This window comes from Deferrisoma camini S3R1, assembly GCF_000526155.1.
In the GTDB taxonomy this organism is placed as follows: Bacteria; Desulfobacterota; Deferrisomatia; order Deferrisomatales; family Deferrisomataceae; genus Deferrisoma; species Deferrisoma camini.
In genome coordinates, this window is record NZ_JAFN01000001.1 from 1795977 (window position 1) to 1820990 (window position 25014).

The window sequence follows — 25014 nt, forward strand, 5'->3', positions numbered from 1 at the left end:
GGGGCTCGTGCTCCTGCTCGCCTTGGTGGCCGCCTGTGCCGGGCCTCCCCCGCCGGGGACGTACCGGGTCAAGGGCCGGATCTACCGGCCGCTGCCCTCGGCCCGGGGCTACGTGGCCGAGGGCCTGGCCTCGTGGTATGGTCCTGGATTCCACGGTCGGCCCACGGCCAGCGGGGAGCCGTTCGACATGTACGCGGCCACCGCGGCCCACCGCACCCTGCCCCTGGGAACCCGGGTTCGGATCACCAACCTGGAGAACGGCCGGTCCGCCGTCGCCCGGATCAACGACCGGGGACCGTTCGTGGAGGGCCGGATCATCGACCTCTCCTACGGCGTGGCCCGGAAGCTGGGCATGGTCGAGGCCGGGGTGGCCCGGGTGCGAGTCGAGGCCCTGGACGGGGTGACCGACGAGCGCGGCCCCCTGGCCTGGCAGGTGGGGGCGTTCCGGGTGGCGGCGAACGCCGAGCGGCTCCGGGCGCGCCTGGACGGGCGGTTCGGAAGGGCGTGGGTCGAACGGTTCGACCGGGGGGATGCGGTGTTCCTGAGGGTGCGGGTGGGGCCCTTCCCCGACCGGAAGGCGGCCCGAGACGCCCTGGCACGGCTCCGGGACCTGGGTCTTCGGCCCTTCCTGGTACGGATCGACGAGCCATGACCGAGACCCTGTGCGTTCTGCTGGTCGACGACCAGGCCGACCACCGGCTGCTCCTCTCGGCCAACCTGCAGGACCAGGACCCCTCGATCCGGGTGCTCGAGGCCCGGGGCGTGGACGAGGCGCTGGGGCAGCTCCGGGCCGGCGGGGTGGACGTGGTCCTGTGCGACTTCTGGCTCGGTGGGGAGACCGGGCTGGACCTCCTGCGCCGGGCGCGGGACGACGAGCGCGCCGTGCCGTTCGTGCTGGTCACGAACCACGGCAGCGAAGAGCTCGCCCGGCAGTCGTTCATGGAGGGAATCGCCGACTACACCACAAAGGAGGTGGCGCTTCGCAACCCGGCCGACCTGGTCCGCCGAATCCGTCGGGCCGCGGACAAGGCCCGCATGGCCGAGGAACGACACCGGGCCGAGGTGCTCCTGGAGAGCTTTCTCACCAACAACCCCTTCGCCATCCTGATCCTGGACCAGGCCGGCCGACCCGTGCGCTGGAACCGAGCCCTGGAGCGCATGGAGACCCACCCGAAGAACCTGGAGCGCCTCCGGGAGTACCGGCCGTTCGAGGATCCCCAGCTGCGGGAGGCGGGCGTGACCGCCCTGCTGGATCGCGCCCGGGCCGGCGAGTGGGTAGAGCTGCCGCCGTTCCCCTGGGACCCCGGTCGGGCCGGCCTGGGAGGGCCGTCGAGGATCCTGAGCGGGGTGGCGTTCCCGGCCACGGTGGGCCCCGGCGAGTCGTACCTGTGCGTGATGATCCAGGACGTCACCCAGGCCGAGACCGCCCGACGGGAGCGCGACGAGTACGCCGCGGTGCTGGCGAGCCTGCTGAACTCGTCCCCGGCCGGCATCGTGTTCGTGGACGTGGAAGGCCGGGTCCGGTTCGCGAACCGGTGGATCGAGACCTTCTTCGGGGTGGATCCCCGGCCGTTCGTCGGCCGGCCCTACACCGAGCTCGCCCGGGAGATGACCTCCGCCCTGGCCGACCCCACCGGGCTGCTGGAGCATCCCGCGGATCCCGAGGCCTGTTCGGTGGAAGCCTGGGAGCAGGCCATAGAGGTCTGCCGCCCCCAGCCCCGACACCTGCTCCGGGTGGTGGGGCCGGTTCGCGGGCCCGGCGGCCGGTACCTGGGCTGCATCGAGGTGTACATCGACGAGACCGGCGCGGTGGAGCGCCAGAGGCTGCTGGAGGAGCGCAACCGGGAGCTCGACGCGTTCGCCTCGCGCCTCGCCCACGACCTCAAGACCCCCCTGGTCAGCCTGAAGGGGTTCGCCGATCTGTTGGCCCGCACGGCCGGTCCGGACCTGGACGAGCGAAACCGCATGTTCCTCGAGCGGATCCGCACCTCGGCCGATCTGCTCAACGAGATGGTGGACGGGCTTCGCGAGTTGTCCCAGGCCAGCCAGCCGGTGGCCGAACTCCACGACATGGACCCCATTCCGGTGGTGCGGCTGGCGGCCGAGAACCTGGCGGAAGGGGCGGCCGAGGCCGGGGTGAGGCTGGAGCTGGCGGCGGACGCGCCGCGGCTTCGGTGCGCCCGGGCGAAGCTGTTCCAGATCGTCCAGAACCTGCTCTCCAACGGCATCCGGTACGCCGACCCGGCCAAGGACGATCGGTGGGTGCGCCTGGAGTTCCGGTCCGCCGGCGACCGGGTGGTGCTGCGGGTGAGCGACAACGGCCTGGGGATCGACCCGGCCGAACTGCCCCACCTGTTCGAGCCGTTCCGCCGGGGCAAGGCCGCCGGCAGGACCCCGGGCATGGGCCTGGGCCTGGCCCTCACCCACCGCCTGGCCCAAGCATGCGGCGCCCAGGTCGAGGTGCGGTCCGCACCCGGGGTGGGCACCGCGTTCGAGGTGTGGTTCCAAGCCGCCGGAGGATGAACCGCCGAGGCGAGCATTCCTCGTTCCCCGCCGCGCCTCTACGTGGAGAGGCATTTTTCGCATGGGCAAACTTTGGGCCCGCAACCCGGCAGGAGGGGCATGAGCGACCCGAGCACCGAATCCCTTGCGGCCCCCTCGGGCCCCCGGAGTATGCGGGACCTGTGGGAGGCCGAACCGGCCCTGCGCCACCGCTACCTGGCCCGGCTGGTCCCGGCGCCGCTGCTGGAGCACTACGGCTTGGGGCCGCCCCGCTCGTGGTCCGAGGGACCCGAGGGGGTGTTCCGCTGCCTCGAGGTTCCCGGAGAGGACGCGGTTCGGCTGGAGGTGTGGCCCGACCCGGCCGGCGAGGACCCGGCCCTGGTGCTGGAGCTCACCGACACCTACCTGGGCCACCTCGAGGCGTCGTGGATCGTGATCAACGACATCCACGGCCCCCGGTTCCACGTGGACCGGGACCCCCAGGGCAACCCCATCCCCCTGGGCTCGACCGTGCGCAACCTGCGCGAGGAGATCCGGGCGCTGGCCGCAGGCCTGGCCCCCAACCAGGTTCGGCCGGGGCTGCGCATGTTCCGTCCCCTGATCCGGGGGGTGGAGGCGTTCGCTCGGACCCTGGGCGTGGAGATCCTGTACGTGGCGCCCCTGGCCTACCACAACGCCATCAAGTACGAGCAGTACGGGTTCACCTACTCGTCCGGCCAGGAGCAGATGGAATGGATCCACCGCGAGTTCCAGCCCGGCGGGGTGCTGCGGGCCCGCATGGACGGATCGCGGCCGTTCCGGATGCCGTGGATGTCCGACACGGTGCGCGGCCGGTCGTGGGCCATCCACGACGGGGTGCTGGGGCGGCGGTGGATGGCCCCCCAGATGTACAAGTTCGTGAGCCGCGACTTCCACACCCGCACCTTCCCGAACGCCGTGTGGTGACGCCATGCCCGACTACCCCTACGTGTACGGCACGGCCGGCCCCCGGCCGGTGGAGCCGGGCGGCACCCGGATCCGGGTGTTCCGGCGCCGTCCCCGCCGGGGCGAAGAGGAGGGGGGCGAACAAGACCGGGACTCCGCCGAAGACCGCTGGGCCGCCTGGCGCGAGGCCCTGGCCGACGCCGTGGAGGAGCTGAACCGGGCCCTCGAGGCCGAAGGGGTGGCCACCCGGTTCCTCCTGGTGGAAGAGGAGGCGGGCCTGGGGCTCGAGGTGACCGGCCTTCCCCCCGGGGCGAACCTCCCTCCCCTGCCCGAGGCCCTGGATCCGGACGACCTGCCCGCCTGGTTCGCCCGGCTGCGCACCCGGCTGGGCCTCCTGCTGGACCGACGCGCGTAAACCTCCTCGTTCTTTTTTTCTCAAGTCTTCCCCGACATCGGCCGATCCATGGTCCCCGGGGCGGCGGACCGGTGTATCGACCTCTCAACCCCGTACAGCCGGGAATCCTCCTGCCTTGATCGACCGACCGACCCAAGCGTTTCGAAGCCTTCGCCGTGCCCTGGCCGTGGGCCTGCTGTGCCTGCTCGTCCTGGGAGCCGCCGCCCTCTGGGGGCTCGACCGCCATACCCGCATCATCCGGTCCCTGCGGGAGGTGGCCGTGGAGGACCTCTCGGCCATGGCCGCGCTCCAGGAGGCGGTGGCCGAGTTCGAGATCGCGATCCTCCGGTTCATGGAGTACATCGACCCCGACCTCTCCCGGGCCGAGAAGGCCCTGGATGCGGCCGAAACGGCCCTGGATCGTCTGCCCGAACCCCGCCGGGCCCGGCTGGCCCCGGCCCTGGCGCAGCTGCGCGACGGGGCCAGCGTTCTGGTGGACATGGCGGAGGACCCGGAGGTGTTCGAGGAGCTCGACCGCCAGTTCCAGGCCCTCGCCGCCCGGGCCGATGCGGTGAAGCAGGAGGTGGGCCGCGGCCTGGAGGAGCTCCGCCGGGCCTCCGCGGCCCGGGCCGAGACCGCGGTGGGCGAGTCCGCCTCGCTCCGGTTGTTCATCGGGGCCACGGCCGCGGCCGGATGGCTCGTGCTCCTTGCCGCGGCCGTGGTGAGCATCCGGTCGATCCAGGCCCCGTTCCGCCAGGTTCTGGCATTCCTCCAGGGTGCATCCCAACGGGACCTGACCGTGCCCCTGGAGGTGGGCGAGCGAAACGAACTGGGAGAGCTGGCCCGCGCCGCGGCAACCCTGCGGCAGAACCTGGTGGCCGGTCTGAGCCGGCTGAGGCAGGCGGCCGCCTCGCTGGCGGCCCAGAGCCACGCCCTGGAGGAGGAGGCCCAGGCGGGCCGGGCCCGGGCCGAGGAGACCCTGGGGCGGGTGCGCGAAGGCGGCGCCGCGGCCGGCAGGGTGGCCGGCGAGACCCGGGCACTGCGCCAGGCGGCCGAGAGCCTGCGGAAGCGGGCCGAGGAGACCGCGTCGGGGGTCCAGCAGATCCTGGCCATGACCGAGGAGGTGCGGGCCGAGATGGAGGGCCTGTGCCAGAGGGCCGAGGAGTCGGACCGGGCCGTCGAGGAACTGGGTCGGGCGGCCTCCCAGGTGGCCGCGTTCGCCGAGCAGGTGGGCGCTGCGGCCCAGACCGTGGGCGCCTCGGCCGCCTCCATCGAGAACGTCGCCGCCACCCTGCGGCAGGGCGCGGTCGAGGGCCGCTCCCTCACGGCGGCCGTGCTGGACCGGGCCGACGAGGGGCTGGTGGCCATGGAGGAGGCCCGGGCCGCCATGGACCGGATCGGCCAGGCCGTGGCCGCAGCCGTGGACCGGTTCGACCGCCTCGACGCCGGCCTGGCCCGGGTGGGGCGGGTGCTCCAGGTGATCGACGAGGTGGCGGGGCGTACCAACCTGCTGTCGCTCAACGCGGCCATCATCGCGGCCCAGGCCGGTGAGAAGGGCCGCTCGTTCGGCGTGGTGGCCGGCGAGATCCGGGCCCTGGCCGAGCAGGTGAGCGTGGGCACCCGGGAGATCCGAGGCATCGTGGACGGGCTGGTGGCCAGCGGCCGCGACACGGCCGAGGCGATCGCCCGGGGGTCCGAGCGGGTGGCCGAGGGCCAGCAGCGGGTGCTCGCCACGGCCCGGGTCCTGGACGCCATCCACGAGGCGGCCCACCTGGCCGCGGAGCACCTGGCCGCCATCGAGGAGGCCGGCACCGCCCAGGCCCGCGAGGCGGAACAGGTGGCCCGGGAGATCCTGCAGGTGATCCAGGGGGTCGAGGGCATCGTGGAGGCGGTGCGCACCCAGGAGCGCGAGGTGCACGCCGTGCACGAGCACATCGAGGCCATGGTGCGGGTGGCCCGCCAGACGGTCCGCGCCGCGGACGAGCAGACCCAGGGTACCGAGCTGATCACCCGGGGGGCCATGGAGGTGACCCGGGTGGGCGAGGAACTGGAGGCGGGCGCCGGCCGGTTGGACGAGTCGGCCGAGGCCCTGGCGGAGAACCTGGCCGCCCTGTCGGAGCGGGCGGCCGAGGATCTGGAGCGGGCCGGCAACCTGGAGGCGGCCGGCGAGACCCTGGCCGAGACCGCCGACCAACTGGCCCGGCAGGTGGGTGCCTACCAGCTTCCCGACGAACCGACCGAGATCGCCCCTCCAGAGGGCAGCGCGTAGGGACCGCCCCCCCTCCCGCTCTTCGCCCCCATGCCAGGGCCCCGCTTTCCCGACTCATCCGCTCAAGTCCTTCGCTCCACTGGCCGATGCGAAAGCCGCACCGGCGGGGGTGAACATTCGTTCCCTTTTGCCTAGGAGGAAGTCCCATGAACAAGGTGATGTCCATGGTAACGCTCCTTGGGCTGGCAACGTTCGCCGTGCCTCGCGCCCAAGCCATCCCGGCTTTCAGCCGAGCCTACAAGACCGAGTGCGCCACCTGCCACACGGTGATCCCCCACCGCAACGCCTTTGGGGAGGCGTTCCGGCGCAACGGCTACGTGTGGCCCGGGGCCGAGGGCGCTCGCAAGCCCGCCAAGGGGATGGAAGCCCTGTGGAGATCCGGGGCCTTGGAGGCCCTGCCCGTCTCCCTACTCGGCATGCACGACGCCCGGTACGACCGCGAGGCCGAAAGCGGGGACAAGCTGGACCTGGAGCCCCACGAGTTCGAGCTCATGGCAGGGGGAAGCCTTCGTGACCGGGTGACCTTCTGGATGGAGTACCGGCTGGAAGAGGTGGAGGACAACGAACGCGAGGGCACCGAGATGGAGGAGGCGTTCGTGATGTTCCGCCGCGTGCTCGGCACCCCGCTCAACGTGAAGTACGGCCTCTTCCGGCCCGACCTCACCCTGTGGAAGCACAACGACCGGCTCACCGCGGCCACCTGGGCGCCCTTGGACAAGATCCACGGCGAAAAGCTCAAAAGCGCCAGGGACGGGGTCGAGATGAACGGCGTGTTCGGCGGCCGACTGTTCGCCGCCGCCGGCGCGGTGGACCGGGAGGAACAGGACGGGTACGAGTTCTACGGCCACGTGGCCTACAAGTTCGGCGGCGCCGACCTCGACGGCAACGAACCCGAGATCGACCTGGAGGCGGATCCGAGCGTCTGGGACGACCTGGCCGTAACCCTTAGCGCCTACGGATACGTCGGCCGGCGCGGGGACACCGACACCCAGAGCTGGTCCCGGGTCGGGGCCGAAGCCGAGGTTCTGTACAAGGGGTTCACCCTACTGGTATCCGGGCTCAACGGCAGGGACGAGGTCGCCGGCGCGGACGACGCCGACACCTGGGTGTACGCGGCCGAGGCCCTGTACGTGTGCCGGGGCAAGTACTTCATCCTGGCCCGGTACGAGTACAAGGACGAAGAGGGAGACGGGAGCGGGGTGATCAATCGGTTCATCCCGGCCGTGGGATGGACACCGGTTCCCAGCGTTCGTCTGAGCCTGGAGCACCGCTGGGAGAAGGCTGCCCCCGAGGTGGACAACACGACCCTGATGCGGCTCCTGTACAGCTTCTGATACCAAGTCGCATTCTAAAGCCAGCGATTTGGAGGCCGTTGGCCCGGAGCGCTACGGCCGAGCCGTTCATGCCGCTCGGCGCAGGGGAGCGCCCGCGGCGCGTGCCCTCACGCGCCGCAGCGGACCGGGCCGTAGCGACTTCGGCGAGGCCGTCTTTTCCGGCGAAGGACCGACGGCCCCCAAATCGCCCCTCTATGAGCTCATCTTGATCGCAAATTGGTATGAGCGGGAGGCTCCCCATGATCCGCAAGATGGTTTTGGCCGCATGCCTGTGCGGTCTTCCCGCCGCGGCCCTCGCAGGGCTGGCCGTAGTCGGCCAGGGAGAGGCCCGGCGGTTCGACCCCTCGGGGTTCCCACCCGATATGCAGAAACGCTACGCACTCATGGAGGTCAAGTGCGCCAACCCGGCCGAAGGCTGCCATAGCCTGGGCAGGGTGGTCGAGGCCGTCACCACAGGCATCGCTCCGATCTCCCACACCCCCTTCGACAAGAAGGCCGCCAAAATGTACGGCATCAAGATGATGCGCAAGCCCGACTCCGGCATCGACAAGAAGACGGCCCGGGAGCTCGTCCGTCTCCTCTACTTCCTGCTGGATCAGGCGCGCCCGTAGGGCCAGAGGCCAACCCTGTGCTCCCCAACGTCGGGCTCCGGGTCAAACTATTCGCCATCGGGCTTGCAGCGGTGGCCGCCGCAGCCGCGGTGACAGGGGGGTGCGCCCTTTGCCGAGGCAGGGACGCCATCCTCGCAGAGGTGGAGGCGCGGATTTTGCGGGAGGCCGCGGCCGCGGCCCGGCGAGTGGCCGAGGTGCTGGAGGACTCCTGGGCCGACCTGGCCGTGTGGTCTAGCCTGGACGCGGCCCCCATGAGCCTGGACAACGGGGACCCGAAGTTCTTCGCCCAGTTCGCGGATGCGGCTGTCGCCCGAAAACCCGCCTACGCCCTCCAAGCCCTCATTCGGTCCGACGGCGCCGTGTTCGCCGTGAACGAGACCGGTCCGGGTGGGACGCCCTGGGCCTCCCACCCCCTTCCCCGGGCCTCGGTGGCACGGAGCCGGTGGTTTCAGGCCGTGGCGGGGGGTGCGGCAGGAGCCTTTGCCGGCCCCCTGGTCCCCGGGGAGCTCCTGCGGGCGGTCCCCGGGGCTCCACGGGGGATGCGGGTGGTCCTGCTCGCCCGGCCCGTGCTCGACCTGATGGACGACCTGGCCGGGGTGTGGGTATCGTGTCTGGACTGGGGCTGGTTCGAGGCGTACCTGGAACGGCTGGCCCTCCGCACCGAAGAGGGCGGCCTCCGAGGGTTTGCTGCGGTGATCGGTCCGGACGGCAAGGTGATTGGGCTCCCAGCCGGAGGGGGCCCCCCCGGACCTTTCCGCCTTGGGAGAGGTCGGCACGGACGGTGCCGGGGCTCAGACCATCGTTTTGGAGGGCGTTCCCCACCTGGCGGCGCCGGCCCCGGTGCTGGCCGAGGGCGTGCCCGGGAGCGGCGAGTGGAGGGTCGTCGTGGTCCGGGACCGGAAGGCCGCCCTTGCGCCGGTGCGGCAGTTCCGGCGCCGGCTGGCCGTGGTGGTGGTGGCGGCCCTGCTCCTCCTGGCGCTCCAGGCGACGGCATCCCAGATGACCGCGCCCTTGCGCCGGCTCGCCAGGGCTGTGGAGGTGCTGGGGCAAGGCACCCTGCCCGCGTCTCTCCCCCCGCCCCGGGATCCCACTCCCGCCGGGGTGTTCGACGCGTTCAACCATACTGTGGAGACCCTGCGCCGCGTGTTGCCGCGGGCGGGCCGCACCGCCGAGGCCGTGGCCGCGGCCGGAGCCTCGGTGGACGAGGCGTTCCTCGCCTACGACCGCCGCCAGGACCGCTTGGCCGAGGCGAGCCGGTCGGCGTCCGAGGCGAGCCAGAACATGGCCGCCACCCTTCGCCGGTTGGCGGCCCATTGCGAGGACTTGGAACGATTGGCCGCGGACACGCGCAACGCGGCCCAGGACGGCCGGACCCAGGTGGAGGCCACGCTGGAGGCGGCGGCCGAGGGGGCTCGGGCCACGGGAGCGGTCACCGAGGCCCTCGGGACCCTGCGCCGGCCCCTGGAGAAGATCTCGGAGGTGGCGGGCACCGTGGAGGACGTGGCGGACCGGACCAACCTCCTGGCCCTCAACGCGGCTATCGAGGCCGCCCGGGCGGGGGAGCACGGCCGGGGGTTCGCCGTGGTGGCCTCTGAGGTGAAAAAGCTGGCCGATCAGACCGGCAAGGCCACCCGGGAGATCCAAACCCTGGCCGCCACGGTCCAGTCCGCGTTCGCCGAGGTGACCCGCAGGGCCGAACGGGCGCGCCTTCGGGCGGCCGCCTCCATCGAGACGTCCCGGCAGGCCGAGGGCGCCCTGGGGCGGATCCTGGCGGCCGCTGGGGCCAGCGCCGAGAGGCTGCTGGAGATCTCCGGGGCCATCGACGAGCAGAGCCGAGCCGCACCCCAGATTCCCAAGTTGCTGGATTCGCTGGCCGAGGCCCTGGAGGCCACCCGCCGCGACCTGGCCGAGGCCCGCACCCGGGTGGAACGGCTTCGGGACGCGGCCGGCGAGCTCCAGGCCGAGCTCTCCGGGTTCCGTACCGGGGAATGAGCCGGCCCCCTCACCCGACCCAGTCCGCCTCCACCGCCTCGCGCAAGGCCCCCCCCACGCCTGGGTCGGCGGCGAGCACCTCGGCCCACGAGGGGATCGGTGGCGTGCCCCCTGGATCTTCGTGAAACGCCTCGGCCGCCCCGGCCAGGGCCTGCGCGAACGTCTCGACCAGCCCCAGCTCGCCCCCGAGATCGTGGCCCAGGCCGTTGGCACGGGCCAGGTGGCCATAGCGCCGCACCGCCTCCCGGGCCTCCCTCCGGTAGGCCACCGGCAGGGTCTGCAGCAGGTCCCGATCGAGCACCGCCCCCTCCTCGGCCAGGGCCCGGAACAGGGCCAGGGCGATCTCCCGGGCCATCCGCACCAGGCCCCGGGGCTCCCCTGCCCCTTCTCCCGTGGCCTGGTGCTTGTGGTCGTAGGCCACGGCCAGATCCACCTGGCACACGGCCCGAGGGCCGCAGATCCGCCAGGCCTCGACCAGGGTGCCGATCTCCAAGCCCCAGTCGGCCGGGATCCGGGCCTCCCGGGCCAGCCGGGCTCCCATGGCGAACTCCCCGGCCAGGGGGTACCGGAACGAGGCCAGGTACCCGAGCAGCGGGTGGGGCCCCAGGCACCGCGCCAGGGCCTCGAGCACCGGCCCCACGAACAGGCGACACACCCGGCCATGGAGCCGGTCGGTGACCCGGGCGTAGTACCCCTTGGCGAACCCGTACCCCAGGCCGGGGTGTACCACCGGCAGCACGAGCCGGTCGAGCAGCTCCCGCTCGTAGGTCACGATGTCGGTGTCGTGCAGCGCGATCGCGGCCGGAGGCCGGTCGGAGGCCAGCAGGTACCCGTAGGCCATCCAGGCGGCCAGCCCCTTGCCGGGCTCCCCCAGGGCGAACCCGGCCGCCCGGATCCGGTCCTTCACCGCCGAGATCCTCGGCCCGTCGTTCCACACCACCCGCACCCGACCCGGCAGCCGGCCGAACACCTGCCGGGCGTGCCGGAACTCGGCCTCGCCCGCCACCCCCAGGGTGACCACGATCTCGGCCAGGTACCCCACCGACGCCAGCCGGTCCAGGATGCGGGGCAGGGCCGGGCCGGCCAGCTCGGAGTACAGGCACGGCAGCACGAGGGCCAACGGTGCCTCGGCCACGGCCTGCCCCACCCGCCGCTCCCATTCGGCCGGGTCGTGGTCCGTGAGCGCCTGGATCGTGGTGATGGGCCCGGTCTGCGAAAAGTCCGCCATGTCGAACTCCTCCGGGGATACGTTGGGACGTTGGGACGCTAGGAGGCTAGGACGTTAGGACGTTGGGACGTTGGGACGTTGGGACGGGAGACGGCCTCCCAGCTTCCTGGCCTTCTAGCCTCCCAACCGCTACACTCGCCCCCACTTTACCGCACGGAGGACCGAGATGTCCCTACCCTTGTCCGAGGAGACGGCCGGGCTGTTCGTACGGCTCCTGGAGATCGTGGAACGGCTGCGGGGGCCCGACGGGTGCCCCTGGGACCGGGAGCAGACCCCGGCCACCATCGCCCCCTACCTGGTGGAGGAGGCCTACGAGGTCCAGGAGGCCGTGGAGCGGGGCGACCCGGCCGAGCTGCGCGAGGAGCTCGGCGACGTGCTGCTGGAGGTGGCGCTCCTGGCCCAGATGGCCCGGGAGCAGGGGGAGTTCACCGTGGCCGACAGCCTCCGGGACATCTACGACAAGCTGGTTCGGCGTCACCCCCACGTGTTCGGCGACGCCCGGGCCGACACCCCGGACGAGGTGGCCGTGTCCTGGGCCCAGATCAAGGTCCGGGAGAAGGAGGGCCGGGGCGTGGTCGAGGGGGTGCCCCGCCGGCTGCCGGCGCTGCACCGGGCCCGACGGGTCTCGGAGAAGGCGGCCGGGGTGGGGTTCGACTGGGACCGGGCCGAGGCGGTGCTCGAGAAGGTGGACGAGGAGCTCTCCGAGCTGCGCGCCGCCGTGGGCCGGGGCGACCGGGAGGGGGCGGCCGAGGAGCTGGGAGACCTCCTGTTCGCCCTGGTCAACCTGGGCCGGCACCTGGGGGTGGACGCGGAGCGGGCCCTGCACGGCACGGTGGAGAAGTTCCTGCGGCGGTTCGCCCGGATCGAGGCGGCCCTGGCCGGCCGGGGCCTTCGGCCCGACCAGGTGGGGCTGGATGAGCTCGAGGCCCTGTGGCAGGCGGCCAAGGGAGGCTCAGCCGCGGCCGAGACGCCGGCCCACCACGGCGAGCACCCGGCCGACCTCCCGGGCTCCGAGCGCCCGGGCGAGCCCGGCGTACAGCACCGCCCCGGCGGCCACGAGCCCCAGGACGGCCAGTAGGGCCCCCACCCCGCCCCCGCCGGGGAGCCAGGGACGGGCGGCCGCCACGGCCGCGGCCATGCCGGCCGACCCCGCGGCCATGGGAGCCAACCGCCGGCCCAGGGCCCGCAGCCGCAGGGACTCGCCCCGCCGGCCCAGGGCCCAGGCCAGATAGGCCAGGTTGAACGCGCTGGAGATCCCCGTGGCCAAAGCCAGGCCCACGTGCTTCAGGGGCCCCATCAGGGCCAGGCTCGCCCCCAGGTTCACCCAGAACGCCCACCACGAGGCCTTCACCGGGGTGCGGGTGTCACCCAGGCTGTAGAACGCCGGGGCCACCACCCGCACCCCTGCCACCGGGGCCAGAGCCGCGGCATACGCGGCCAGGGCCCGGGCCGTGGCGTCCACGGCGGCCGGCCCGAAGGCGCCCCGCCCGAACAGGGCCCCCACAATCGGCCCGGCCAGCACGGCCAGCCCGGCCGCGGCCGGCAGCACCACCAGGCCGGTCATGGCCAGGGCGTCCTCCAGGGTGCGGCGGAACCCCTCGTGATCCCCCCGGGCCCTCAGCCGGCTCAGGCTGGGAAGCGCGGCCGTGCCCACGGCCACCGCGAACAGCCCCAGGGGAAGCTGGAACAGGCGCTCGGCATAGTACAGGTACGACACGCTTCCGTCCGGGAGCCACGAGGCCAGGAACGTGCTCACCAGAATGTTCACCTGGTACACGGCCACCCCGAACACCGCCGGCCCCATGAGGCCGAGAATCCTGCGGATGTGCCGGTCCGCCGGGGCCCAATCGGGCCGAAACCGGAACCCCAGGGCCCCCAGGGCCCGGACCTGAAGGGCCAGCTGCCACACCCCCCCGGCCAGGACCCCGGCGGCCAGGGCCAGGATCGGCGGGTCCACGAACGGGGCCAGGCCCAGGGCCGCGGCGATGAGGCACACGTTCAGCACCACCGGCGCGAGCGCGGGCGGCCCGAACACGTTCCAGGCGTTCAGCATGCCTCCGGCCAGTGCCGTGAGACCGATCAGGGCGATGTAGGGGAACACCCACCGGGTCAGCTCCACGGTCAGGGCGAACTTGGCCGGGTCGCGGCCGAAGCCGGCGGCGGTGGCCCGCACGATCCACGGGGCCCCGGCCACGCCCAGGGCGCTCACCGCCGTGAGCACCACGGCCAGCAGGGTCAGGGCCCGCCGCCCCAGCCGCACGGCCGAGCCCCGGCCCTCCCGCTCGGTGACCTCCACGAACACCGGCACGAACGCCACGGTGAGGCTGCCCTCGGCGAACAGCCGCCGCAGGGTGTTGGGAAGCCGGAACGCAACGAAGAAGGCGTCCAGCGCGCCCCCGGCCCCGAACGCCCAGGCCAGGACCACGTCGCGCACCACCCCCAGCACCCGGGACAGGCCGGTGGCCGCCGAGACCACCCCCGCGGCCCGGGCGATGCGGCGCCCCTCGCCCGCGGCCGGTTCGTTCGTGCCGCCCATGGCTCCTCCTGCTGGCCGGTGGGGGAAAGAGCGGGTAGGATACCACTACGGCTCCTCCGATTGGCCACCCGACCGAAGACCGTTGACCGACGACCGAAGACCGACGACCGACTCTCCCCATCTTCTGGTGTTCGCCAAGGAGCCCGTGGCCGGCAGGGTGAAGACCCGCCTCGCTCCGGCCCTGGGTGCGGCCGGGGCGGCCCGGCTCTACGAGGCGTTCCTGGAGGACCTGGGGCTCGTGCTCGACCGGTTGGGCCGGGGCCGGGTCACCTGGTTCGTGGATGGAGACCCGGCCCACCCCTCGTTCCGGGGCCGGGACGTCCGGGCCCAGGCCGGGGGAGACCTGGGACACCGGCTGGAGGGGGCCTTTGCCTGGGCCTTCTCCCAGGGCCCGGGCCCGGTGGCTGTGATCGGGTCGGACAGCCCCCTGCTGGAGCCCGGGCACCTGGACGGGCTGCTGGGCGCGGTGGCTGGCCCGGACGAGGCGGCCGTGATCCCGGCCGACGACGGGGGCTACACGGGCCTCGCCCTGGGCGCCCCCTGCCCGGCCGCGTTCCGCGGGATCGCGTGGTCCACCGGGGGGGTGCTCGGGCAAACGCTCCGAGCCCTCGAAGCGGCCGGGTTCCGGGTGCGGGTGCTGGCGGCCGTGCCCGACGTGGACGAACCGGCCGACCTCCGGCGCCTGGCCCGCCGGCTGCGGGAGCGGCCCGGCCTCGCGCCCCACACGTTCCGGGCCCTGGGACTGCGCGTGAGCGAAAGGCCCCACTCCTCCGCGCCGCCGGCAGGGTCCCCCCGCCGCGATCCGGCAAAAACCCGTTGACGTACCGCCCGAAATCCGAAGGCCCCGGGCTGCGGGGGCGGGCGGACCCGATGTTGCGGGGGCGCAGCCCCAACGACCACCCGAGAAACGAGCGAACGCCGTGGCATCCGAAAGCGAGAAGCTGATCCTCCTGGAAGACATCTCCCGGATCGTGGTCTCGTCCCACGACCTGGTGGAGACCCTCAACCAGATCACCGGGCTGCTGCGGGAGCGCCTGGGGGTGGAGGTGTGCTCGGTCTACCTGGACGAGGGGGGGGACCTGGTGCTCCGGGCCACCCGGGGACTGAACCCCGAGGCCGTGGGCCGCATCCGCATGGCCCCCTCCGAGGGGCTGACCGGCCTGGCGTTCGAGACGGGCGAGCCGGTCAACGAGGAGCGGGCCGACGCACACCCGCGGTTCAAGTTCTTCCCGGGCATCGGGGAGGAGCGGTTCCGGTCGTACCTGGGGGTTCCCCTGATCCACCGCCGGAGGCCCATCGGCGTGCTGGCGGTCCAGACCACCGAGGCCCGGCGGTTCACCCCGGACGAGGTCCGGCTCCTGGTCACCGCGGCCAGCCAGGTGGCCCCCCTGATCGCCCAGGCGCGGTTGCTGGACGCCCAGGCACGGACTGAAGAGCCCGAGCCAGACCTCTCCCCGGCCCCGGCGTTCCTGCGGGGCATGGCCGTGTCGCCCGGGTTCGCCCGGGGGCGCGCCTACCCGCTGACCGAGGAGCTGGGGTTGGAGCCGCCGGCCGAGCCGGCCCCCGAGGACCCGCGGGCCGAGCTGGACCGCCTGGAGGCCGCGGTCGAGGCCAGCGTGTCCGACGTGGAGGGGCTGCGGGCCCAGGTGACCCAGGCCCTCTCCCCCGAGGAGGGGGCGATCTTCCACGCCCACCTCCTGATCCTGGAGGACCGGTCGCTCCGGGCCAAGATCCGCGACCGCATCCTGGCCGGCTCGTCGGCCGGCCAGGCCGTGGTGGCGGTGGCCCGGGAGTACATCGGCGCGTTCCTGCGGGTCGAGGACCCCTACCTGCGCGAGCGGGCGGCCGACGTGCGCGACGTGGCCCTGCGGGTGCTGGGCCATCTGAGCGAGGGCCGGCCCCCGGGAGAGCCCATCCGCTTCTCCCGGCCCACGGTGGTGGTCGCCGAGGATCTCACGCCGTCCCGGTTCGTCCAACTGCTCCAGCCCAACCTGGCGGGGGTGGTGCTGGCCAAGGGCGGTCGCAACTCCCACACCGCCATCCTGTGCCGCTCGGCCGGGATCCCGGCCGTGATGGGAATGGGGGACCTGCCCCACGTGGAGCCCGGGGCCGAGACCATCGTGGACGGCAACGCCGGCGTCGTCTATTTCGAGCCGCCCGAGCCCGTGGTGCAGGAGTACGCGAGGCTCGAGGCCGACGCCGCGGCCGTGGAATCGGACCTACGGGCCCACCTGGCCGAGCCCCCGGTCACCCGCGACGGGGTGCGGGTGCGGCTGCTGGGAAACGCGGCGCTCCTGAGCGACGTGCCCCGCATCCTGGAGGCCGGCGGCGAGGGGGTGGGGCTGTACCGCACCGAGTTCCCGTTCCTGGTGCGGGACCGGTTCCCCGACGAGGATGAGCAGGTGGAGATCTACCGCCGCATCCTCGCGGCCCTGGACGGCCGGGTGGCCACCCTGCGCACCCTCGACGTCGGGGGGGACAAGAGCCTGCCGTACCTGCGCCTGCCCCGGGAGGAGAACCCCCACCTGGGATGGCGGTCGATCCGGGTCAGCCTCGAGATGGACGAGCCGTTCCGGATCCAGCTGCGGGCCCTGCTGCGGGCCGGCCTCCACGGCCCCCTGCGGATCGTGTTTCCCATGATCTCCACGGTGGAGGAGCTCGCCCGGGCCCGGGCCATGCTGGAGGACGAGCGGGCCCGGCTGGCGCGGCAGGGGGTCGAGGTGCCGGCCGTGGCCGTGGGCATCATGGTGGAGGTGCCGTCGGCCGTGTTGTGCCTGGACCGGCTGGCGCCCCTGGCGGACTTCTTCTCGGTGGGCACCAACGACCTCGTGCAGTACGTGCTGGCGGTGGACCGGGCCAACCCCAGGGTTGCCCACCTGTACACCCCCCTGCATCCGGCGGTTCTCGAGCTGCTCCACCGGGTGGCCCAGGTGGGCCGGCACGAGGGCAAGCCCGTGTCGGTGTGCGGGGAGATGGCGAGCCGCCCCCTGGGCGCGGCCGCCCTGCTCGCCCTGGGGATCGAGGATCTGTCGGTCAGCCCCGGATCGCTGCCGCGGATCCGGCGGCTCGTCCAGACCGTGCGCAGCGCGGACCTCCGGGCCCTGGCCCCCGCCCTGCTCGCGGCGCAAGGGGCGGGGGAGGTGGAGGAGCGCCTCGCCACCGAGCTCCGGCGCCAGGGGGTGCCCGATGGGCTGCTGGCTCCCCCGGGCCGGGAAAACGGTGTTTTTGCCAGCAACCCCCTTGAGTTCCGGCACCAACGCGGGTAAAGTCGGCGCGTTGTCGTTTCCGAAGGGTGTCCGTCCCCCTTTTCCAGAAAAGCAAGGAGGATCTCATGAACAAGGCCGAACTGCTCCAGGAAATCAGCGTCAAGGCCGGTCTCAAGGCGAAGGAGGCCGAGGCCCTGCTCGAGGCGTTCATCGCCACCACCGAAGAGACCCTGGCCAAGGGCGACAAGGTCTCGATCACCGGGTTCGGCACCTTCGCGGTGACCGAGCGGGCCGCCCGCAAGGGCCGTAACCCCCAGACCGGACAGACGATCGACATCCCGGCGAGCAAGACCCCCCGGTTCACGGCCGGCAAGAGCTTCAAGGACGCCGTGAAGTAGCCGCGGGATCCTGCTGGTTCTCCCGGAATGAAAGCGGGCGGCCCCGAGGGGCCGCCCGCTTTGCGTCTGGGACGTGGGGCCGGGCTAGAGAGGGGAGGCCACCACGTCCACCTTGGCCGACTTGCGCAGCTCGGCCAGCTTGGCCTGCACCGCCTGGTCCAGGGCCCGGGCCTTGAGGTACTGGGCGATGGACTCCTTGACGTCCTCGAACTTCTGCTGGGTGGCCTCCTTGCGGTCGGTCACCTTGATCACGTGGTACCCGAACCGGGTCTCCACCACGTCGCTCACCTTGCCCTTCTCCAGGGCGAACGCCGCGTCCGCGAACGGCTTGACCATGCGGTCCCGGGTGAAGAACCCGAGATCCCCGCCGTTGGGGGCGCTGCCCGGGTCCTCCGAGTTCTCCTTGGCGAGGGTGGCGAAGTCCTCGCCGGCAGCGGCCCGTTTCCGCAGCGCCTCGGCCTTCTCCCGGGCGGCCTTCCGGTCGGCCTCGGAGGCCGAGGGGTCGGTGCGGATCAGGATGTGGCTCGCCCGCACCTGCTCGGGCGTGGCGAACTTGTCCTGGTTGTCCTCGTAGAACTTCTTCACCTCGTCGTCCGAGACCTTCACGCTCGGCTGGATCTCGGTCTCCACGTAGTGGCGCACCAGCACCTGCTGGGCGATCAGGTCCTTCAAGCTGTCCTCGGTGAGCTGCTCGCTCTCCAAGGCCTTCTGGTAGGTGGCCTCGTCGGGGAACCGGCCCTTGATGCCCTTGAGCTCCTCGGCCACCTTGGCGTCCAGGTCGTCCACCGGCTTCTTCTTGGCCTCCTGGTACAGGAGCGTGCGGTCCACCAGCTGGCGCAGCACGTCCTCCTTCATCTTCTCGTTGGGCTGGCTCACCCCGCCGTGCATCCCGCCGGTGAGCTGGCGGAACCGGCGCAGGTAGGCCGACATGGCCCGGTCGAACTCGGCCTTGGTCACCGGCTGACCGTTCACCACCGCCACGGGCGCGTCGGGCGCGAGGGCGGCCCCCTTCTCGGCCTTCGGTTTCGCGGCGTCGTCCCCCGCCAAGGCAGGGCCGCCCAGGGCCAGGCCCGCCAGGACCATTCCGACTACGATTCGCTTCATCACTTGCTCCTTCTTGGTTGGGTTTCGGGCGCCCCAGGGCGCCCTCGGGATGACACACGGTACGAGCTCCGCACCCGGGGCCCACTCCACACCTCTGCGAACCCCAGCGCCCGGGCCTCCTCGGCCCAGCGCTCGAACTCGGCCTCCTGCAGGTACCGGCTCACCGGGACGCGACCCGGGCCCGGCCGAAGATACTGCCCCAGGCACACGGCGTCCACGCCGGCCCCCCGGAGATCGGCCAGCACCCGGCGCACCTCGTCGGCGCTCTCGCCCAGGCCGAGCATGAGCCCGCTCTTCACGGTCTGACCCCGGTCCGCCAGCCCGGCGAACGTTCGCAGCACGCCCAGGCTCCGGGCGTAGTCGGCGCCCGGCCGGATCCGGGGGTACAGGCGGGGCACGGTCTCCACATTGTGGGCCAGCACCCGGTACGGCGCGGCAGCGACCACGGCCAGGGCCTCCGGGTCCCCCTGAAAGTCCGGAACCAGGGCCTCGGCCGTGACCGGTCCGGGCAAGGCCGCCACGGCCCGGGCCACGGCCGCGTACTGGCCGGCTCCGCCGTCCGGCAGGTCGTCACGGGTGACGCTGGTGACCACCACGTGGCGCATCCCCAGACGTGCAGCCAGCTCCGCCACCCGGGCCGGCTCGTTCGGGTCCACGGGCTCGGGCCCGCCGTGGTCCACGGCGCAGAAGCCGCAGGCCCGGGTGCAGCGCCGGCCCAGGATCAGCACGGTCACGTGGCCGGCATCGTAGCACTCGGGCCGGTTGGGGCACAGGGCCCCCTCACACACCGTGGGGATGCCGAGGTCCTCGAAGACGCGCCGCGTGCGGCGCAGCCCGCTTGGGCGAACGCGGATCCGGGGGAGCGACGGGGTGGGGGTGACAGACAATCCAGAAGCGTTCCGTGTCAGCCCGGGCGGTCCATGAACCGCCCGGGCCCGGCGGCGTGGACCCGCCGGGGGATCGGGGTGTAGGCTAGCGAGCCACGAGACAACACCAGCCGAGTTCGTGGGAGACGAGTCTATCATGCCCTCCCTGAGCGCACCACCCGAAACCCCTCGGCCCCGCCGCCGGATCCGGGTGTTCGCCCTGGCTGACCGGGGCATGAGCATGGCCCACCTAGACGGCAAGGTGGCGTTCGTGCCCCGGGCCGCCCCGGGCGACACCGTGGAGGTGGAGGTGGTGCGGGAGAAGCGGCGGTACGTGACCTGCCGGCTCCTGGAGGTGGTGACCCCTTCGCCGCTTCGGCGTCCCCCCGCCTGCCCCCATTTCGGCCGGTGTGGCGGATGCCACTGGCAGCACCTGCCCTACCCCGATCAGCTGGCGGCCAAGGACCGAAGCTTCCGGGGGTTCGTGCGGAGCCGCCTGGGCGCCGGCGCGGAGGGCCGGTTCCGGGACCCCATCCCGTCCCCCCGGGAGCTCGGGTACCGCAACCGGGTGGGCTGGAAGGTGCGGCGGCTCGGGGACCGGGTCGGGGTGGGGTACTTTGCGGAGGGGACCCATCGGCTCGTGCCGGTGGCGGCGTGCCCCGTGGCCCATCCCGCCCTGGAGGGCCTGCTGGAGCCCCTGACCCGGTTCCTGCAGGGCTTCCGGCCGGCCCGGGGCCATCTGCCCCAGGTGGATCTCCAGGTGGACGGGGAGGGCGGGGTGTGGGCGGTGTTCCACCTGCTTCGCCCCCTCGAACCGGACGAGCGGCGCGAGCTCCTAGGGTTCTGCGGCCGGGCGGGGCTCCGGGCCGCGGCGGTGCAGGCCGGCCGCAAGCACTCTCTGGAACCCCTGGGAGAGGACCCCGGTCCGATGCCGTTCTCGGTGCGGGCCGGAGGACGCGTGCTGCCGGTGGGCGTGCGGCCCGGCGGGTTCGTGCAGGCCAACCCCTGGGTGAACCAGGCCCTGGTGGACGAGGTGGCGAGCCTGGCCCCCCTGTACCGGGGGGGCGAGGTGCTGGAGCTTTACGCCGGCGCGGGCAACTTCACCCTGCCCCTGGGGCTCGAGGCCCGGCGGGTGGTGGCCGTGGAGGGGTATCCCCCGGCTGCCGAGGACCTGGCCCGGAACGCCCGCGCCCTGGGATGGGACCACGTGGAGGCCCGCGCCGAGCCGGCCGGCCGGGCGTTGGAGCGGTTGGCCCGGCAGGGGTTTCGACCCCGGTTCGCCCTTCTGGATCCCCCCCGCGAGGGCGCGGCCGACGCCATGGAGGCCCTGGCGGACCTGGCCCCGGAGCACATCCTGTACGTGTCGTGCTCTCCGCCCACCCTGGTGCGGGATCTGGGGGTCCTGCTCGGCCGGGGGTACCGGATCGAGTGGATCCGGGCCGCGGACATGTTCCCCCAGACGGCCCATCTGGAGAGCCTGACCCTCCTTCGGCTCGCTTTGACTCCCCGGAACGGGGGTGCGTAAAATGCCGCAGTTTGGAGGAAGGAGGAACCCGGGGGTCGCGGAGAGGCCATGCCCAAACCGAAGATCCTGATCGTGGACGACGAGTACCTGATCCGGTGGTCCCTGTCGGAGAACCTCCAGAAGGAGGGGTACCGGTGCGTGACCGCCGAGAACGGGGAGGAGGCCCTGGAGCTGTTCCGGACCGAGGGCCCGGACCTGGTGCTGCTCGACATCAAGCTGCCGGGCATCGACGGAATCCAGGTGCTCCAGCAGATCAAGGAGGCCGACCCGGACATCCCGGTCCTCATGATCACGGCCACGACCCAGGTGGAGGTGGCGGTCAAGGCCATGAAGCTCGGGGCCTACGACTACGTGTCCAAGCCCTTCGACCTCACCGAGATCCAGACCAAGGTCCAGCACGCCCTCGAGACCACGCAACTGCGGCAGGAGGTGGCATACTTCCGGAGCCGGCACGCCCACCGCCTGGGGTTCGACGCCATCATCGCCGGCTGCCCCCGGATGCAGGAGGTGCTGTCCGTGGCCCGCCGGGTGGCCCGCTCCTCGTCCACCACCGTGCTGCTCACCGGGGAGAGCGGCACGGGCAAGGACGTGCTCGCCCGGGCCATCCACTACGAGAGCCCCCGAGCCGACCGGCCGTTCATGCCGATCAACTGCACGGCCCTTCCCGAGGAGCTTCTCGAGAGCGAGCTCATGGGCTACGAGAAGGGCGCGTTCACGGACGCCAAGAAGACCAAGAAGGGCCTGTTCGAGCTGGCCGACGGAGGCACCATCTTCCTGGACGAGATCGGGGACATGAAGCCGGGCCTCCAGTCCAAGCTGCTGCGGTTCCTGGAGGACCGGTCGTTCAAGCGGGTCGGCGGCAAGGAAGACATCGAGGTGGACGTGCGGATCATCGCCGCCACCAACGCCGACCTGGAGCGGGCCATCGAGGAGAAGCGGTTCCGGGAGGACCTGTTCTACCGGCTGAGCGTGGTGCCGATCGTGCTTCCTCCGCTCCGGGACCGGCAGGAGGACATCCTCCCCCTGGCCTACCACTTCCTCGAGACGTTCAACCGGGAGTTCAAGACCTCGTTTCGAGGGTTCTCGGCCGAGGCCGAGGCGTTCCTGACCCGGTACGACTGGCCCGGCAACATCCGCGAGCTGCGCAACGTGGTGGAGCGGGCCGTGATCCTGTCGACCGGCGAGGAGATCGGGGTGGACGCCCTGCCCTGGAAGATCAAGGGCGGCGAGCGGGCGGGCGGGGTCAGGAGGCCGGGCGAGGAGCCCCAACCGGGCGTGGTGGTCCTCCCGGATCACGGGGTGGACATCGAGGAGGTCGAGCGGGAGCTGATCGTCCAGGCCCTGGAGAAGACCGGCAACAACCAGACCCGGGCCGCCAAGATGCTGGGCCTCACCCGCGACGCCCTGCGCTATCGGATGAAGAAGTACGATCTTCTGTAGGCCGAAAGCCGAAACCCAACCACCAACCCCTGCATCCACGTGGAACCACTCGTCCGGGTCCTTCCCGTCTTTCTCGTGATCCTGGTGGGCTGGGTCGGCCGCCGGGTGGGGCTGATCCCGCCGGGATTCCAGGCCCCGGCCAACCGGGTGGCCTACTACCTGGCCGTGCCGTGCCTCATCTTTCTCAAGATCTCCGCAGCCCCGTTCCGCGAGGTGTTCCGGCCGGGGGGGATCCTGGCGGCGCTGGCGGCCGTGGTGGCGGTGTGGGCGGCGGCCCAGGCCGCGGCCCGGGTGTTGGGGCTCAAAGGGGGGACCCGGGGCACGTTCGTTCAGGCGTCGGTCCACGCGAACCTGGGCTACATCGGGCTTGCCGTCGCCTACTACGCCCTGGGCGACCGGGGCCTCCAGTTCGCCGGGGTGTACGCGGCCTTCTTCATGCTGGCCAACAACTTCCTGTCGGTCGTGGCCCTCACGGCGGCCTCGGGGCGACGCCCCGGCCTGGCGCGGCTCGCAGCCCGGATCGGGCTCCAGCCGGTGATCGTGGGAAGCCTGCTGGGGCTGGTCTGGAGCTTCTTCCAACTGCCCTTGCCCGGCCTGGCCCGGGAGACCATCCGGATTCTCGGCAGCATGGGCCTCCCGCTGGCCCTGTTGCTGATCGGCGCCGACTTGGGGCTGGACGCCCTGCGCCGGCCCCTGCCCGCCCTGGTGTCGCTGGGGCTCAAGAACCTGGCCCTCCCCGCCCTGGGCATGGTGCTCCTGGGGCTGGCCGGGGCCGGGGCCACGGAGCGGGCCGCGGCCGTGGTTCTCTTGGCCGCGCCCACCGCCACCCTGACCCTGGTGATGGGCCGGGAGCTCGGGGGTGACCCCGCGTTCGCCTCCACCGCCATCAGCCTGAGCACCCTGGCGAGCGCCGCCACCCTGCCCCTCTGGCTGGCCCTGGGCCACTGACCCGACGATCCGACCGGCTCACCCGGCCGAAGCCGGATCCCCCTCCCCCGCCCCGGCAGGACCGAACCGGACGATTCCCCCGGGCCGGCCGGTTGACCGGCACCCGGAGGTTCCCGTACAAGTACCGGTGGGGATGCCGCCCGATCCGAACGAAGGCGTTGCAGGCTCCCCCCCGTCCCTTGGTCGCACGGCATCGTAGGCGGACACCATCCACCCGAACCCGTTCTTTCTTCACGGAGGGGTAACCCATGAGCCAGATCGTGTCGTCCCCGTCCCAGCGGTTCGACAAGGCCCTCGAGATAGGCCGGCCGCCCAACATCCGCAAGCTGTTCCCCCACTCCCGGGCCCTGATCGTGAGCGGAAAGGTGATCGACCGGGCCATGCTCGCCAAGGGCGGGGCCATGGCCATCGCGGCCAACGCCCGAAACCGGTTCGTGATCCACGGCGTGCTCCGGGCCGCCCAGAGGGCCAACGCCGCGGTGATCATCGAGATCGCCAAGAGCGAAGGCGGCGCGGACGCCTACTGCGCCGTGAACTACTGGAACATGGCCACCTACGTGGACCAGGCGGCCAACGAGCTGGGGGTCACCGTGCCGGTGGCGGTCCACGCAGACCACTACACCCTCAAGAAGCCCCAGGACATCGAGACGGCCCGCTCCCAGATCCCCAGCATGTTCGATGCGGGCATCACCTCGATCGCCATCGACGCCTCCCACCTTCCCGACGACGAGAACCTGCTGGCGAACCTGGACCTGTACCGGTACGTGCCCGTCTGGGCCGGGCTCGAGACCGAGGTGGGAGAGATCAAGGGCGCCGCAGGGCTGTCCACCGTGGACGAGGCCCGGTTCCTGATCCAGGGGCTCAACGCGAACGGGGTGTTCCCCGACTGGATCGCCCTGAACAACGGCACCACCCACGGCATCCAGGCCTCGGACGCCGGCATCCAGGTGGAGCTCACCGCCGAGATCCACAAGGCCCTCGAGCCCTACGGCGTGTCCGGGGCCCAGCACGGAACCTCGGGCAACAGCTTCGACCGGCTGCGGCGCATCGCGGCCGAGACCCGCACCACCAAGGCCAACGTGGCCACGGCCCTGCAGATGATCTCGTGGGGGGTCAAGGTGAACGAGTACGGCAACGCCATCCTGGACGACCAGGGGCGGTTCGTGCGGGAACCCGGGGCGGGGGTCTCCGACGAGCTGTGGGCCGAGATGGTGGCCTACGCCGACGAGCGGGGCTGGAAGAAGGGCGACTACAAAAAGCTCAACCTGCCGTTCGAGAACAAGCTCTGGGCCCAGCCGGCCGAGATCCGCGAGCGCATGATCCGGGGGGTGGAGGAGTTCGTGTACCACCTGCTCACCCAGGTGTTCAACACGGCCGACACCGCGCCCCTGGCGATCGAGGCGATCCTCCGGGCCGAGTCCTACGACCTGGGGCCCAAGGCGGAACGCAGGGAGAACCCGTCCGACTGGACCGAAGAGAAGATCCGCGAACGGGCCAAGGCCCTCCAGAAACAGGAGGGTCCGGGGGGCGATTTCGACGACTGAGACCAAGTTGCGTTCGAAGCCGGCGATTTGGGGCCGGCGGCCCGGAGCGCTACGGCCGAGCCGTTCAAGCCGCTCGGCGCAGGGGAGCGCCCGCGGCGCGTGCTCTCACGCGTCGCAGCGGACCGGGCCGTGGCGGCTTCGGCGAGGCCGTCTTTTCCGGCGGAGGACCGACGGCCCCCAAATCGCCCCCCTA

The 25014-nt window shown here is 72.3% G+C and carries 19 protein-coding genes and 1 pseudogene; 16 read left to right on the forward strand and 4 right to left on the reverse strand.

The genetic code is table 11. The features are described 5' to 3' along the window. The first annotated feature begins 7 nt into the window (after window positions 1-7). The 8 genes from DEFCA_RS24070 to DEFCA_RS0107970 all read left to right on the forward strand — a co-directional run bounded on the left by DEFCA_RS24070 (window position 8) and on the right by DEFCA_RS0107970 (window position 10026). Window positions 8-652, forward strand: coding sequence for a septal ring lytic transglycosylase RlpA family protein (locus tag DEFCA_RS24070; protein WP_025322495.1), 645 nt, complete (start codon window positions 8-10; stop codon window positions 650-652). Beyond that, the gene (locus DEFCA_RS0107940) at window positions 649-2523 is read left to right on the forward strand and encodes an ATP-binding protein (RefSeq protein WP_025322496.1); all 1875 of its coding nucleotides are present in this window, start codon (window positions 649-651) and stop codon (window positions 2521-2523) included. The genes DEFCA_RS24070 and DEFCA_RS0107940 overlap by 4 nt, the downstream gene beginning before the upstream one ends. Before the next feature lie 99 nt (window positions 2524-2622). Next, on the forward strand, window positions 2623-3447 hold the full coding sequence (locus tag DEFCA_RS0107945) for a hypothetical protein (protein ID WP_025322497.1): 825 nt from the start codon (window positions 2623-2625) through the stop codon (window positions 3445-3447). Between the two features lie 4 nt (window positions 3448-3451). Next, window positions 3452-3841, forward strand: coding sequence for a hypothetical protein (locus DEFCA_RS0107950; RefSeq protein ID WP_025322498.1), 390 nt, complete (start codon window positions 3452-3454; stop codon window positions 3839-3841). 115 nt (window positions 3842-3956) lie between these two features. After that, window positions 3957-6089, forward strand: a complete 2133-nt coding sequence (locus DEFCA_RS24075) for a methyl-accepting chemotaxis protein (RefSeq protein WP_025322499.1) — start codon at window positions 3957-3959, stop codon at window positions 6087-6089. A gap of 146 nt (window positions 6090-6235) precedes the next feature. Then, the gene (locus tag DEFCA_RS0107960; protein WP_025322500.1) at window positions 6236-7423 is read left to right on the forward strand and encodes a hypothetical protein; all 1188 of its coding nucleotides are present in this window, start codon (window positions 6236-6238) and stop codon (window positions 7421-7423) included. Between the two features lie 239 nt (window positions 7424-7662). Continuing rightward, complete coding sequence (locus DEFCA_RS0107965; protein WP_025322501.1) at window positions 7663-8034, forward strand: hypothetical protein; 372 nt, start codon at window positions 7663-7665, stop codon at window positions 8032-8034. Window positions 8035-8793: 759 nt separating this feature from the next. Continuing rightward, the gene (locus tag DEFCA_RS0107970) at window positions 8794-10026 is read left to right on the forward strand and encodes a methyl-accepting chemotaxis protein (protein ID WP_025322502.1); all 1233 of its coding nucleotides are present in this window, start codon (window positions 8794-8796) and stop codon (window positions 10024-10026) included. Window positions 10027-10036: 10 nt separating this feature from the next. Here DEFCA_RS0107970 and DEFCA_RS0107975 read toward each other — a convergent pair whose 3' ends face one another. Continuing rightward, entirely contained in the window at window positions 10037-11254 is a 1218-nt protein-coding gene (locus DEFCA_RS0107975) for a glycosyltransferase family protein (RefSeq protein WP_025322503.1), read from the reverse strand. A 166-nt stretch (window positions 11255-11420) separates the two neighbouring features. Between DEFCA_RS0107975 and mazG the strand changes: the two genes are divergently transcribed. Beyond that, entirely contained in the window at window positions 11421-12332 is a 912-nt protein-coding gene (gene mazG, locus DEFCA_RS21455) for a nucleoside triphosphate pyrophosphohydrolase (RefSeq protein WP_025322504.1), read from the forward strand. Here mazG and murJ read toward each other — a convergent pair. Then, a pseudogene (gene murJ / locus DEFCA_RS23130) lies at window positions 12303-13790 on the reverse strand (murein biosynthesis integral membrane protein MurJ); the annotation flags it as partial. The gene mazG and the pseudogene murJ sit on opposite strands and share 30 nt — an antisense overlap. Before the next feature lie 82 nt (window positions 13791-13872). On the opposite strand from murJ, the gene DEFCA_RS19275 reads away from it, so the two are divergent. From DEFCA_RS19275 to DEFCA_RS0108000, 3 genes are all read left to right on the forward strand, one after another. Continuing rightward, a complete protein-coding gene (locus DEFCA_RS19275; RefSeq protein WP_051463210.1) occupies window positions 13873-14610 on the forward strand; it encodes a TIGR04282 family arsenosugar biosynthesis glycosyltransferase in 738 nt (245 codons plus the stop codon). 100 nt (window positions 14611-14710) lie between these two features. Next, complete coding sequence (gene ptsP / locus DEFCA_RS0107995) at window positions 14711-17056, forward strand: phosphoenolpyruvate--protein phosphotransferase (protein ID WP_025322506.1); 2346 nt, start codon at window positions 14711-14713, stop codon at window positions 17054-17056. Window positions 17057-17121: 65 nt separating this feature from the next. Further along, on the forward strand, window positions 17122-17394 hold the full coding sequence (locus DEFCA_RS0108000) for an HU family DNA-binding protein (protein ID WP_025322507.1): 273 nt from the start codon (window positions 17122-17124) through the stop codon (window positions 17392-17394). 84 nt (window positions 17395-17478) lie between these two features. Here DEFCA_RS0108000 and DEFCA_RS0108005 read toward each other — a convergent pair whose 3' ends face one another. Next, window positions 17479-18498 (reverse strand): peptidylprolyl isomerase, encoded by a 1020-nt coding sequence (locus tag DEFCA_RS0108005; protein WP_035802883.1) that lies wholly within the window; start codon window positions 18496-18498, stop codon window positions 17479-17481. Then, a complete protein-coding gene (locus DEFCA_RS0108010) occupies window positions 18498-19385 on the reverse strand; it encodes a lipoyl synthase (RefSeq protein WP_025322509.1) in 888 nt (295 codons plus the stop codon). The genes DEFCA_RS0108005 and DEFCA_RS0108010 overlap by 1 nt, the downstream gene beginning before the upstream one ends. A 136-nt stretch (window positions 19386-19521) precedes the next feature. Between DEFCA_RS0108010 and DEFCA_RS0108015 the strand changes: the two genes are divergently transcribed. The 4 genes from DEFCA_RS0108015 to DEFCA_RS0108035 all read left to right on the forward strand — a co-directional run bounded on the left by DEFCA_RS0108015 (window position 19522) and on the right by DEFCA_RS0108035 (window position 24821). Further along, complete coding sequence (locus DEFCA_RS0108015) at window positions 19522-20889, forward strand: class I SAM-dependent RNA methyltransferase (RefSeq protein ID WP_025322510.1); 1368 nt, start codon at window positions 19522-19524, stop codon at window positions 20887-20889. Window positions 20890-20937: 48 nt separating this feature from the next. Further along, window positions 20938-22329, forward strand: a complete 1392-nt coding sequence (locus DEFCA_RS0108020) for a sigma-54-dependent transcriptional regulator (protein ID WP_025322511.1) — start codon at window positions 20938-20940, stop codon at window positions 22327-22329. Between the two features lie 39 nt (window positions 22330-22368). Next, window positions 22369-23277 (forward strand): AEC family transporter, encoded by a 909-nt coding sequence (locus tag DEFCA_RS0108025; protein ID WP_025322512.1) that lies wholly within the window; start codon window positions 22369-22371, stop codon window positions 23275-23277. A gap of 248 nt (window positions 23278-23525) precedes the next feature. Next, complete coding sequence (locus DEFCA_RS0108035; RefSeq protein ID WP_029733771.1) at window positions 23526-24821, forward strand: class II fructose-bisphosphate aldolase; 1296 nt, start codon at window positions 23526-23528, stop codon at window positions 24819-24821. The last annotated feature ends 193 nt before the right edge of the window (window positions 24822-25014 follow it).

Excerpts from the sequence above, each read along its gene's own strand:
- DEFCA_RS0107950 (WP_025322498.1), top strand. The coding sequence starts at position 3,452 with ATGCCCGACTACCCCTACGTGTACGGCACGGCCGGCCCCCGGCCGGTG.
- DEFCA_RS0108015 (WP_025322510.1), top strand. The coding sequence starts at position 19,522 with ATGCCCTCCCTGAGCGCACCACCCGAAACCCCTCGGCCCCGCCGCCGG.
- DEFCA_RS0107940 (WP_025322496.1), top strand. The coding sequence starts at position 649 with ATGACCGAGACCCTGTGCGTTCTGCTGGTCGACGACCAGGCCGACCAC.
- DEFCA_RS0107960 (WP_025322500.1), top strand. The coding sequence starts at position 6,236 with ATGAACAAGGTGATGTCCATGGTAACGCTCCTTGGGCTGGCAACGTTC.
- DEFCA_RS0107965 (WP_025322501.1), top strand. The coding sequence starts at position 7,663 with ATGATCCGCAAGATGGTTTTGGCCGCATGCCTGTGCGGTCTTCCCGCC.
- DEFCA_RS0108035 (WP_029733771.1), top strand. The coding sequence starts at position 23,526 with ATGAGCCAGATCGTGTCGTCCCCGTCCCAGCGGTTCGACAAGGCCCTC.
- DEFCA_RS0107975 (WP_025322503.1), bottom strand. The coding sequence starts at position 11,254 with ATGGCGGACTTTTCGCAGACCGGGCCCATCACCACGATCCAGGCGCTC.
- DEFCA_RS0107945 (WP_025322497.1), top strand. The coding sequence starts at position 2,623 with ATGAGCGACCCGAGCACCGAATCCCTTGCGGCCCCCTCGGGCCCCCGG.
- DEFCA_RS0108005 (WP_035802883.1), bottom strand. The coding sequence starts at position 18,498 with ATGAAGCGAATCGTAGTCGGAATGGTCCTGGCGGGCCTGGCCCTGGGC.
- DEFCA_RS0108020 (WP_025322511.1), top strand. The coding sequence starts at position 20,938 with ATGCCCAAACCGAAGATCCTGATCGTGGACGACGAGTACCTGATCCGG.
- mazG (WP_025322504.1), top strand. The coding sequence starts at position 11,421 with ATGTCCCTACCCTTGTCCGAGGAGACGGCCGGGCTGTTCGTACGGCTC.
- DEFCA_RS0108000 (WP_025322507.1), top strand. The coding sequence starts at position 17,122 with ATGAACAAGGCCGAACTGCTCCAGGAAATCAGCGTCAAGGCCGGTCTC.